The following is an 11,217-nucleotide window of genomic DNA, read 5'->3' as shown; positions in this document are numbered from 1 at the left end:
CCCCGCCTCGCCCGAGATCCTCGAAGGCCGTCTCATCGCGCAACGCAAGGTGCTGGCTGAGATCCTGGTCCGTCTGGGCCGGCAGGACCCCACGCTCCTTGACGCATTGGAGGAGCGCAGTGTCTTTCGCGACCACGAGGAGGATCCCGGTGTCGTGGAGCCCTCCCCAGAGTTCGCCATCGAGGCGGCCGTTGCTGACGAGTTCCGCCTGATCGTTGAGGCCGTACGCCGCCAGATGGGCCAGCTTCGAGGTTAGCCTTAAGGAGGAGCTAGACCTCCGGTTGACTACCGAGAGGTCGAACTGGGCCGTGCGGCCTCGTTGCGCCGCATCTGAACGTCCTTAGCGGACTATCATTGTGCACCGAACAACGTGGCACAGACCGGCCACCGCCATCACCGCCGGCCAAGGCGCACACTGATAATAACGAGCGTCGCCTAGGCAAGAATGGTGAGCGTCGCCATGGCGCAGATCTCGCGGGTCACGGCGTGTCGCAGCATGGCCCAGATCTGCATCGGCAACCTGTTCTAACATCGACGACTCAGTTCAGCAGGGTTGCAATGCATCCAAGGCAACCGACTCGAATCCCCTCCTGGCCCGTCATTCAAAGATCAAGGCCGCCAAGTCCCCTTCTGGGGCAAGCTCGATGGCCCCCTTCGGGACAACTGCGGCATGCTGAGGATGAAAGATGGTCGTCATCCCGGCCTGCAAGCCTGCCATCGCCCCCGGGACGCTGTCCTCGACCACAAGGCATTCGTGAGGGGCCACGTCCAGCTGCCGCGCCGCGGAAAGATAACCTTCGGGATCCGGCTTTCCGTATGTGACGTCGTTACGGCTGAGGATCACACGGAAGAGCTGCGCGAGCCCTGCAGCAGTTAAGGCCAGATCGACCTCGCGCCGGGTGGAGTTCGACACCACAGCCATTGGGACGCCCATGTCGGCCAGCCGTCGCAGGGCGGTGAAGGTCGTGGAACGTGGCTTGAGCCCAGGCAGGAGGCCTTCGTAGTGGCTCCACTTGAGATCACGCCAGGCGGCGCGCTCGAGGGGCAGGCCCGCGCGCTCCACGAGGGCCGCATGGACCCCCTCCTCGCTGACGCCCAGCAGACCGTCGTCGTAGCCCGGTGGCGGGCGCAGTCCCAAGCTGTCCAGCGCCGCGGCCGTCGCCAGGACGTGCAGGGGCTCGCTGTCGACCAGCGTCCCATCGAGATCCCATAGCACAGCGCGAAAGCTCGGGACGGGCGCCGGATCGGCGGTCTTCGTCCTTGGACTGTTCAAAGGAACCCCTCCTGAGCTAGCGCAGGATTGCGATGGCTATCGGTCAAGACGCCGGCCGGCGGCAGCGAAGACATGCACCGCGGCCGGATCGAGCGCGACCGAAAGGCGATCCCCGACCGAGATGCCGGACGCGCCATGGGTCTTGATCGTCAGGCGCTGCCCGTCCGAAAGCTGCACCTCGATCAGGTCCTCGTGCTCCAACTGTTCGATCAACCCCACCCCATTCGCCCCATGGACCTGGAACACGTGCTTGGCGAGATCCAGCCCGACCATGCTGACTTCGCTCATCGACGCCTCCCAACGGTGGTTCAGGAACCCACCTTGGCAGATCGAGGCCGTCTGCAGCATCCGAGCCCATCGGAAGCAGCATTGCTCATTAGTCCGGCCTGAACAACGGCGAAGCGTCTGATCTGGTGGTGGAAAGCTGAGGTTTCGGTCGATTTAACGTGCAGGGTTTCATAGGATTCGGCCCGGAACCCTGCAATTTCGGCCCCTCGATGAAGCACCGCCCGCGCCCTCCCGAGCAGGACGATCTTCTCCGTCCGCGGCTCGTCGATCTGATCGACATGCGCCATGAGCTGGTGAAGCTAGCGAGCCTCATCGACTGGGAGTTCTTCGAGCGGGAGTGGGCCGGGTTCTTTCCGTCCTCGACGGGTCGGCCGGCCACCTCGCCGCGACTAGTGGCGGGGCTTCTTTACCTCCAGCATGCGTTCCGGCTTTCCGATGAGGCCGTGATCGCGCGTTGGGTGGAGAACCCGTATTACCAGCACTTCACCGGAGAGACCTTCTTCCAGCACCGCGCGCCGATCGACCCGACTTCACTGACCCGCTGGCGCAAGCGCATCGGCGAGGAGGGCGCCGAGTGGCTGCTGACCAAGACCATCGAGGCCGGCCGCGCCTCGGGCGCGGTGTCCGAGCGGAGCCTCGAGCAGGTCGCGGTGGATACGACGGTGATGGAGAAGGCCATCGCCTACCCGACCGACTCGCGGCTCGTGGAGCGGGCGCGGGCGCAGTTGGTGGACCTTGCCCGGGAGGCCGGGATCGAGCTGCGGCAGAGCTACGCCCGTCTTGCGCCGCGGCTGGCGGCTCAGGTCGGCCGCTACGCTCACGCGAGGCAGTTCAAGCGCATGCGCAAGGCTCTGAGGAGGCTCAAGGGCTACGCCGGCCGCGTTCTGCGCGACCTGCGCCGGCAGCTGGATGAGATCCCTGCGGGGTCGCTGCGGGAACGGGTGCTCGACAAGCTGGTCCTTGTCTCACGTCTGCTGCACCAGACGCCGAAAACCACCGGCAAGATCTACGCCCTCCATGAGCCGGAGGTGGACTGCATCTCCAAAGGCAAGGCCAGAGTGCGTTACGAGTTCGGCTGCAAAGTCAGCGTGGCCACCACGCTGGACGGCGGCTTCGTCGTCGGTATGCGGTCGCTGTCAGGCAACCCCTATGACGGCCACACCCTGGCCGAGGCGCTGGAGCAGGTCGAGATCCTCACCGACCAAAGACCCCGCCTGGCCGTCGTCGATCGCGGATACCGCGGCCACAGTGTTGCGACGACCCGTGTCCTGATCAGCGGCACCCGTCGCGGATTGACGCCAGCCCTGGCGAAGACGCTCCGACGCCGCAGTGCCATCGAGCCGGAGATCGGCCATATGAAAACCGACGGCCGGCTCGCCCGCTGCGGCCTCAAGGGCACCATGGGCGACGCGGTCTTCGCCGTCCTCTGCGGCTGCGGCCATAACCTTCGCAAGATCCTCGCCCACCTCCGGGCTTGGCTTGCCCAGATCATCGCCCTGATCCTGGAGCTCGTCCAGGCGCAGAACCGCCAGTCCGACTACACGACCGCCTGATCAGGTTGTTCAGGGTGAACTCATTACAGAATAGCACTTTTCCGTTCGCTGTTAGAAAGTTCTGTCCCGTCAACGAGCAGGTGCGATGCGCATTTCGGTTGCGGGGTCAAAGAGAACAACGCCGGCTTCATCGAGCGTGATTGACAGGTCCTGTCCAGCTTGGACAGCTGCTGTCGGAGGCAAACTTGCCATCACCTGATCTGCCCCCAATCGCAAGAGTGTCAACTTCTCGGGTCCTGTTAACTCCACCACATCGACTCGAGCTACAAGAGCACTCGGATCATTGGAGCTTGCAAGGGCGACTTCTTCAGGCCGGATACCTAGGACCACTGAGCGACCTTGCGCTAGGTGGGTGTATCCAGGCGGCAAGAATATAGAAGCTTCACCTCCAGTCGTCACAAACTTGCCGGCATCAATACGACCATGAAGCAAGTTCATGCCGGGAGAACCAATAAAGTTCGCAACGAAAAGGCTGGCTGGGCGGCGGTATACCTCCTCAGGAGTTCCCAATTGCTCCAGTTGTCCGCCGTTCAAAACAGCAATCCGTGTCGCGAGCGTCATTGCCTCGATCTGATCGTGCGTGACGTAGACCATCGTTTTGCCAAGCGACTGGTGGAGGCGCTTGATTTCCGTCCGCGTCTCCATACGCAATTTCGCGTCAAGGTTGGACAGAGGCTCGTCAAACAAGAACACAGCCGGATTGCGGACAAGGGCCCGGCCGATCGCCACACGTTGACGCTGGCCGCCGGATAAGGCGGCAGGTCGACGGTCGAGCAGAGCGGAGATTTGCAGCGTTTCGGCCACGCTGGCTACCGCCGCAGCACGCTGAGTTTTCGGAATGCCGCGCATTTCGAGACCGAAGCCGATGTTCCGTGCCACGGTCAGGTTCGGGTAGAGTGCGTACGACTGAAACACCATCGCAATGTCACGATCCTTGGGATGTACGCCAAGGACCGAGCGTCCGCCTATTCGGATATCTCCAGATGTGGGTTCAAGGAGGCCCGCAATGATGTTCAGAATCGTCGACTTGCCGCAGCCGGAAGGGCCAAGGAGGACCAGGAACTCCCCCTCGTCCAGTGCTAGGTCGATCCCTTTGAGTGTCTGGACCGATCCGTAGAACTTGGTGAGGTTCACCAGAGAGAGGCCGCTCATCCGACGCGCTCCCGCAGGCCTGCCGGACGCTCATAGCGCCTGGGGCTGGTGGAGATCACGCGGCTCGCGAGGATCACACCCGTCTCTAACGCTTTAGGAAGTGTCGCGCCTTCGGCAATGGCCAAGAGGTAGCCTGCGTTGAATATATCGCCGGCTCCGATTGTGTCGACGACGAGGACTTCGGGAGCGACTGTGTGGTGGACTGTTCCACCCTGCCAAGCGTAAGCGCCTTTGGGACCTGCCTTCACGACGACAGTCGCGCCGTCGGGTAATAGGTCTGCCAGGGTGGGTAACGCCGTCTCAATGCCATCAGCTCCAGCCAGCGCCATGGCCTCAACCTCGTTGATGAGGAGATGACGCGTCGCTCCAACCCAAGTCCGGGCCCGAGACAGTTCTGCGGCGGTCCATCCCGCCACCGGCCACCCTGGGTCCAGCGCGATCTCGACACCTCGATCAGCGGCCCAAGTGAACAAAGCCGAATAGTCCGCCGCGAGCTTGTCCATGAGGAAGCTTCCAGACAGGAGCAAGAGCCCTCCATCCAGCTGCTCGAGCTGCGGCCGCGCCTCGTGCCAGCCGAGTTCAGGCAGATGACCTCGGGTGGTAAAGAACGTCCTCTCGTCGCCCGGATGGGTCAAGCCCACGGAGACGGTTGTGTAACAGGGGGAGATTACCCACGCTCCGGAGTGCGGGCGAAAGGCGTTGATCAGCCACAGGCCGAAGGCATCGTCCCCAACATTCGACGCAATGGTGAAGGGCACTTCCATCCCGGCCCAAGCCAGTGCCGTGTTGCCAGCCGCCCCGCCAGGGCGAAGCTCGTCATGAGCCACGAGGACCTCGGTCCCTGGCCTGGGCCAAGGCGTGGTTGGTCCCATGATGAGGTCGACGTTGACATTGCCGAGGGTGGCCAGCGGGCGCATGCCTTACTCCGTCCGGGTAATCTTCGAGGACCGGCGCGGGGTGCCCACATCGGCCACCCGGTCAGCGGCGTAGCCCAACATGAGCGCCTGCATCGCCGGGAGTGTCGCCAGAACAGCCGCCGCCCCCTGAGCGCGTGGTAGCGTCACTGTGGTCACGCCCGGGATCCCCTGCCCGGTCCCCGAGGCATCGATCAGCACTACCCTTGCTTCCGCCTCCGCAGCCGAGCGCGCCATCCCCATGACGAGCTCCGCACCCGGCTCGTCACCCCCAAACAGAACAACGCCCAACTCAGGGCCCATGATCTCCATCGGACCGTGGCGCAACTGGCCTCCTTCCAGCGAGAAGGCGGGGCTCTGGGATAGCTCACACAGACCCAAGGCACAGGCCTCGGCAACCCCTTGCAAACGTCGCCCCGAGGTGACGACAGTCCGCACACCGGAGAGGGCGGTGACGGCGGCGGAGACATCGGGCTCGGGCCAGGCGCGCAGAACAGCAAGCCCGGGCGCGAGATCAGTCCCGAGACGCGCCAGCACGGCGAGGTGCAAAGCGATGGTGAGCGTCAGGCTGCGGGTGGCGGCGAAGGCGACCTCGGCGCCTCCGGCAGCCACGAGGCAGGGCACAGCCTGGCCCAAGGTCGAGCTGCCATTCAAGGTCATACCGAAGACGTCACCGGCCCGGGCCGTCCGGAGCCAACGCAGGATCTCCGCGCTCTCGCCCGACTGGCTGGCCAGGATGACCGTTTTCCCGTCCAGAGGCAGGCCCTGCGTGAGCTGCTCGGAGATTGGGAGGGCCAAAGCGTCGACCCCCAACTCGCGGTAGAGGGGCTCGACCGCTCGGCCTGCGGAATGGGATGCCCCATTCCGAGAAGTACGAGGCGCCCTGTGCGGCGAATGCTGGCCGCAAGATCATCGGCCACGGGCCCGACCTGCTCGTACGAGGCCAGCGCATCGGCTGCCTGTCGAGCCATCTCGGCCTCAATAGCGCGCCGGCCCGCGGGCTTTGTCTCAATATTCATGATAGTCATCCTTTTACTCCGCCGCTCGTCAGGCCGGCGACGATTGCCCGCTGCATGACAAGCCCAATCAAGAGAGGTGGTAGCGCGGCCAGCACGCCGGCCGCCGCGATCTGCCCGTAGTCCGCGACCCGTCCACCGGCGACGTCGGCAATGGCCACCGTGATCGTCTTGGCTCGCTGGTCGGAGGTAAAGAGCAGAGCATAGAAGAACTCGTCCCAGGCCAGAAGCAGAGCAAAGAGCGCTGCCGTCGCCAGCGTGGGGGCTGCGAGCGGCAGGATCAGGATGCGCAGGATCTGGTCTAGCCGTGCGCCGTCGAGCTTGGCCGAGGCCTCAATATCACGGGGGATGGCATCGAAGCCGGACTTCAGGAGCCAGGCCGTGAAAGGAGCCAGCATCGACAGATAGATAATCCCGAGCCCCACCGTCGAATTGAGTAGACCGAACCGCGCCAGCCCGAGGTAGAGCGGGACCGCCAGTGCCACGGGAGGGAGCATGTAGGTCAGGATCAGCGCATAGAGTGACCATTCCAGTCGCGGATTGCGCGACACGGCCCACGCGGCCGGCACGGCCACGACGAGCGCCGCACCGACCGCCAGGCCTGCCACCGTCAGGCTGTTGCGCAGCGCAGCGAGGAAGGCCTGCCCCATGCTGTTTGGCTCCCACGTCAGCAGCATGCGGTATCGTGACAGGTCCACGGTCTCAGGCCACCAGCGTAGCGGCTTGGCGGTCAGGTCCGCGGCCGGCGAGATGCTCATCACGAAGAGCCACAGGATCGGCAGCAGAAGCAGCACAGCCAAGGCTAGAGCCGCGGCGTAGATCAAGACACTCGCAAGAAGGCTGCGGCGCTCCATGTCAGGCCCTCAGTGCTGAGCGACGCATGATCGAGACATAGGCGCCGGCAAGGACCATGATCACGAGCGTCACCGTCAGGGCCAACGATGCGCCGGACCCGGCACGCTGAAATGAAAAGGCTTCCTGGTACACCAGGATCGACATAGTGCGGGTCGAGTTGGCTGGGCCGCCCCGCGTCATGACCCAGATGATGTCAAAAACCTTGAACGCCTCGATGGTGCGCAGAACCAAGGCGATCATCAAGGGGCCCGCGAGATAGGGCCAGATCACGAAGCGGAAGCGTGCCAAGGGCCCTGCCCCGTCCACAATCGCGGCCGCTTGGGTGTCGCGCGGCACAGACTGAAGGGCGGCGAGGCAGATCAATCCAACGATCGGGAAGTTCTTCCAGACATCCGCCACTACCATGGCCATCATCGCCGAGTCCGGCCTGCCAAGCCAACTCTGGTAGCTGTCAATGATCCCTAACTGCAGAAGCGCGGAGTTCAGGGCGCCGTATTCCGGGTTGTAAATCAAGCGCCAGAGGATAGCGTTGACCACCGTCGGAAGTGCCCAGGGCAAGATCATCATGGCCCGCAGGAGAGTTCGGCCTCGGAACTCCTGGTTCAACAGAAGGCCCACTAGCACACCCAGAACCAGCTCTAGGCTGACAGAGACAAGCGTGAACCAGGCGGTGTTGTAGAAGGCTGCGCGCACCCCACGGTCGCTCATCGCCGACAAGTAGTTTTGGGCCCCGACAAAGTTGCCCGAAGAGGCCACCAAACCGGCGTCCGTGAACGACAACCCAACCGTGTAGGCCAAGGGCCAGCTCACGACAGCTAAGATGACAACCAACAATGGCAGCATCAGCGCCCAGGAACCGAGCGACGCGCGAGGGAAGGTCACAGGGGATGCTCCGGCGTGCGGGGATCAAGGAGCTAGTTGAGGAGGGCCGCTATCGCAGCCCCCCGAGACGCTTTAGTCAGAGACCGCTGGAGGCAGCAGCGTTGGCCAAGGCGTCGGCCGGGCTGCTCACTCCCAGCAGAGCTTCTTGGATGGCAACTTGCAGAAGCGTCGACAGTTCGTTGTAAGCGGGCGTGGTCGGGCGCGGATACATGACGGCGAGGGCTTTAGAGGCCGCGGCGATCAGTTCTTCCCGCCCTTCCGTCACAGCCGGGTCTTCATACGACGAGGACCAAATGGGCAGGCTCAGCTCGGCATAGTCGTTCTGGATGGGCTGCGACGTAATGTAGGCCACAAAGTCCCAGGCCTCGTCGGGGTGCTGAGAGGTCGCCGTGACACCTAGGCCCATGGAGCCGTTCATGGCCGACAGCTCCGATACGCCATCAACACCCGGCGCCGGGGCCACGCCGACCTGACCCTTGACCGCGCTGTCGTCGCCGGCGTTGGCCAAGTTGTACATGTAGGTCCAGTTCAGCGCGAAGGCCGCTTCGCCGTTGGAGAAGACCCGGCGCACGTCCTCCTCAAGGTACTCCACCGAGTTCGGGTTGCTGATCCCTTCCTCGAGCGTCTGGACCATATACTCGAGAGCCTGGAGCCCACCGTCCGTGGTAAAGGCCGGCTTGCCTTGGTCATCAAGGAACTTGCCGCCGAAGGCGCTCAGCAAGGTCGTGTAGTCACAAATGACCGCCTCAGCCTGAGCCCAGGACCAGACGATAGGGAATTCAACAATGCCCGCGTCTTTGATGGCCTTGGCCTGCTCACTAAGCTCGGACCAGGTTCGCGGCGGGGCCTCGATACCGGCCTGCTCCAACATGGAACGGTTATAAAACAGATATTTGGTGTCGAGGATCCACGGCATACCATACCGCGCGCCATTGTACTCGACTGTACTCCAAGCGCCGGGCAGAACACCGGACTCCATCTCGGGCGTGATGCGGTCCGACACATCGAGGAGAATGTTGTTGGTGGCATACTCCGCAGGCCAGATCACGTCGAATAGCACGGCGTCGTAGCCACCACCCGAACCTTGAGCCAGCAGCGTCTTGTCCCGGAGCCCCTCATAGGGAACGAACTCAAGGTTCACGGTCACGTCTGGGTGCTCGGCCATGTAGGCCTCGGTCATGGCCCGAACGTCTGCCTCGCTGTAGGCGGCCTGCGACATGAACAGCGCATTCAGTGCCGTCTCTGCCTCGGCGGCGGCGGCGACCCAGGCAAGGGCGCCCGCGAGCGCCGTCGTGGTCAGATGTCTCATCGCGTTCTCCCTGCGGCCTTGTCGGCCTTCTTTACTGGCTGCAGCCTTGTTGTATGTTGGAATAAATCCAGCATGTGGACAATATGGGCATGAGCCAGAACCCCGGTCAAGCAGCGATCGAGCGATCGCGGTCAAGGATACGGGCCGGCACCAACATCGGAAATGTGAATGAACACAATCGTCGCGTGATCATGCAGCAGCTGCGGGTAAACCGGACGATGTCACGAGCCCAGATCGCCCGCGCGACGGGCCTAGTCCCTCAGACCATCAGCAACATCGTCGAGGACCTGGAGCGCGAGGGTTTGGTCGTAGCAGCCGAGCCAGTTCGGTCGGGACGAGGACAGCCCGCGACTCCTTACTCCCTATCGGCTCATGGAGCGTTTGCATTCGGTATGCAGATCGATCCGCACCGTGTCCGGGCGGTCGCGGTCAACCTGTTGGGCGAAATGATCGAGGGAGCTGAGCAGTCCCTGAGGCCGGGCGGACTACAGGCCAACTTTCCGATCATACTCAGCGTCTTCCACCGAGTAGCCTCCGCCCCAGCCAGTCTGGTGGCACCTTCTCCACGAATCCTCGGGCTCGGCGTGGCCATGCCAGCGCCAACCGGCGTCCATACCCTGAGCGGCGATCCATGGATCCAAGCGCTGAGCGAACACCACCCGATCGTTAGGGACCTCCAAAAGGCGACAGGCTTGGAGGTGAGCCTTCACCACGACGCCAGTGCCGCCGCAGTGGCCGAGCGCCTCAACGGCTGTGCCGTGGGCATGGACGATTTCGTCCTTATATTTGTGGGCTATGGCCTAGGGGCGGGCATTTATGTCGGCGGTGGCCTGCTTCGTGGACAGCATCGGCTCGCGGGTGAGTTGGGTCTAGTCACGGTGCATGACGGAACGAGCTTAGTTCCGCTCGAGACCCTCACCTCGCTTGGTCCCTTGTATGTTCGTCTCGGGTTAGCACCCAACGAGCCGGATCTCTACGAACGGTTGGATCTGGCTATCCGGAGCGGCAACACTGACGTTGGGGACTGGGCGGCACGGTCTGCCTTGCATTTGACTTGGACCATCGACGCAGTCGAATGCCTTCTCGATCCGGAGGGCGTCGTCCTTGCCGGGCAGATGCCAGAAGCCCTGATGTCCCTCCTGTATTCGAATGTCCTCAATCGGCGCTCTACAGATAACCCTTCCCGAACATCGCCCCCTCTCCGTCTTCTGCGCGGGAGTTCTGATCCGTTTTCTGTGGCTATAGGAGCTGCCGCAGATCCGATTGCGCGCGCCTTTGACCCTGACATCCCCGTTATGGCCAAAACCCAAGTATAACTTGGTAGCTCTGGGTGCCTCCGTAGCCTTTGGCGCCAATCGTATGATCCCGGACAGTCTGGAACCCGTCCGATTGGTCAAGAAGGATTGGAGCTGTCTGCCCCTGACCATATCGCAAAGTCCGTGCAGGCCCCGACGCTTGCTCTCCTGCTCACAGCCAGCGCGGATCTGGTGTAGGCCGCGAGCGCTGCCACCTGGCGCTCGCCAGCGACCTCTCGCGAGAAGGGATCGAGTGCCGGCAAGGAACCCAGCGCCTGATCGCATCGATCCGAGCTCGGATCAAGTTGACGAAACCGCCGACGGGAGCAAGGGCGCGCACTGGAGGTCTCTGTCATCCGGAGTGAGCACGAACAGCCATTGGTGACCGCCCAACCGTCCATCATTCGTGCTGTCGATAAGCAGGTAAGCGCTGTTTTCAGGCCACGGCCGTGAGGGCGGATGGGCTGGGATAGGCCCAGGGCAGGAGTTCATCGAGGCGGCTGTTCGGGTGGCCCTCGACGATGCGGGTGATCACGTCGGCCAGGTAGGCGTGCGGCTCGACGCCATTGAGTTTGCACGTCTCGATGAGCGAGGCCAGCACGGCCCAATGCTCCGCCCCGCCATCCGAGCCGGCGAACAGCGCGTTCTTGCGACTGAGGGCCAGCGGGCGGATGGCCCGC

12 protein-coding genes are annotated in these 11,217 nt (G+C 63.3%); 3 read left to right on the top strand and 9 right to left on the bottom strand.

Features of this window, described 5'->3' with window-relative positions; translation table 11 throughout:
- Positions 1 to 256: hypothetical protein (locus RUMESO_RS25960; protein ID WP_082484563.1), on the top strand; the 256-nt coding region annotated here is incomplete at its 5' end.
- 342 nt (positions 257 to 598) lie between these two features.
- On the opposite strand, the gene RUMESO_RS22295 is transcribed toward RUMESO_RS25960, so the two are convergent.
- Together RUMESO_RS22295 and RUMESO_RS22290 are read right to left on the bottom strand one after the other, a co-directional pair.
- Positions 599 to 1,273, bottom strand: coding sequence for an HAD family hydrolase (locus tag RUMESO_RS22295; protein WP_051521610.1), 675 nt, complete (start codon positions 1,271 to 1,273; stop codon positions 599 to 601).
- Between the two features lie 36 nt (positions 1,274 to 1,309).
- On the bottom strand, positions 1,310 to 1,561 hold the full coding sequence (locus tag RUMESO_RS22290) for a TOBE domain-containing protein (RefSeq protein WP_156363064.1): 252 nt from the start codon (positions 1,559 to 1,561) through the stop codon (positions 1,310 to 1,312).
- 209 nt (positions 1,562 to 1,770) lie between these two features.
- Here RUMESO_RS22290 and RUMESO_RS22285 point away from each other — a divergent pair, with 209 nt between their 5' ends.
- Positions 1,771 to 3,114 (top strand): IS5 family transposase, encoded by a 1,344-nt coding sequence (locus RUMESO_RS22285; RefSeq protein ID WP_037283938.1) that lies wholly within the window; start codon positions 1,771 to 1,773, stop codon positions 3,112 to 3,114.
- Between the two features lie 69 nt (positions 3,115 to 3,183).
- Here the strand turns inward: RUMESO_RS22285 and RUMESO_RS24705 are convergent, their stop codons facing one another.
- The 6 genes from RUMESO_RS24705 to RUMESO_RS22260 all read right to left on the bottom strand — a co-directional run bounded on the left by RUMESO_RS24705 (position 3,184) and on the right by RUMESO_RS22260 (position 9,242).
- The gene (locus RUMESO_RS24705; protein WP_082484559.1) at positions 3,184 to 4,266 is read right to left on the bottom strand and encodes an ABC transporter ATP-binding protein; all 1,083 of its coding nucleotides are present in this window, start codon (positions 4,264 to 4,266) and stop codon (positions 3,184 to 3,186) included.
- Positions 4,263 to 5,183, bottom strand: coding sequence for a PfkB family carbohydrate kinase (locus tag RUMESO_RS22280; RefSeq protein WP_037283935.1), 921 nt, complete (start codon positions 5,181 to 5,183; stop codon positions 4,263 to 4,265). The genes RUMESO_RS24705 and RUMESO_RS22280 overlap by 4 nt, the downstream gene beginning before the upstream one ends.
- A gap of 3 nt (positions 5,184 to 5,186) precedes the next feature.
- On the bottom strand, positions 5,187 to 5,978 hold the full coding sequence (locus tag RUMESO_RS22275) for an SIS domain-containing protein (protein ID WP_245639386.1): 792 nt from the start codon (positions 5,976 to 5,978) through the stop codon (positions 5,187 to 5,189).
- Between the two features lie 226 nt (positions 5,979 to 6,204).
- Positions 6,205 to 7,050, bottom strand: coding sequence for a carbohydrate ABC transporter permease (locus tag RUMESO_RS22270; protein WP_037283933.1), 846 nt, complete (start codon positions 7,048 to 7,050; stop codon positions 6,205 to 6,207).
- A 1-nt stretch (position 7,051) separates the two neighbouring features.
- A complete protein-coding gene (locus tag RUMESO_RS22265) occupies positions 7,052 to 7,933 on the bottom strand; it encodes a carbohydrate ABC transporter permease (protein ID WP_037283931.1) in 882 nt (293 codons plus the stop codon).
- A gap of 76 nt (positions 7,934 to 8,009) precedes the next feature.
- Positions 8,010 to 9,242 (bottom strand): extracellular solute-binding protein, encoded by a 1,233-nt coding sequence (locus tag RUMESO_RS22260; protein ID WP_037283927.1) that lies wholly within the window; start codon positions 9,240 to 9,242, stop codon positions 8,010 to 8,012.
- A gap of 89 nt (positions 9,243 to 9,331) precedes the next feature.
- Here RUMESO_RS22260 and RUMESO_RS24700 point away from each other — a divergent pair, with 89 nt between their 5' ends.
- Positions 9,332 to 10,558, top strand: a complete 1,227-nt coding sequence (locus RUMESO_RS24700; protein ID WP_169791220.1) for an ROK family transcriptional regulator — start codon at positions 9,332 to 9,334, stop codon at positions 10,556 to 10,558.
- A 415-nt stretch (positions 10,559 to 10,973) separates the two neighbouring features.
- Here the strand turns inward: RUMESO_RS24700 and RUMESO_RS22255 are convergent.
- A partial coding sequence (locus RUMESO_RS22255; protein WP_037283924.1) for a transposase domain-containing protein occupies positions 10,974 to 11,217 on the bottom strand: 244 nt, incomplete at its 5' end.

This window comes from Rubellimicrobium mesophilum DSM 19309 (genome assembly GCF_000600335.2).
GTDB classification, from domain to species: Bacteria; Pseudomonadota; Alphaproteobacteria; order Rhodobacterales; family Rhodobacteraceae; genus Rubellimicrobium; species Rubellimicrobium mesophilum.
Note: the sequence above shows the minus strand (reverse complement) of the source record. Positions and strands in the feature narration are given on the sequence as shown.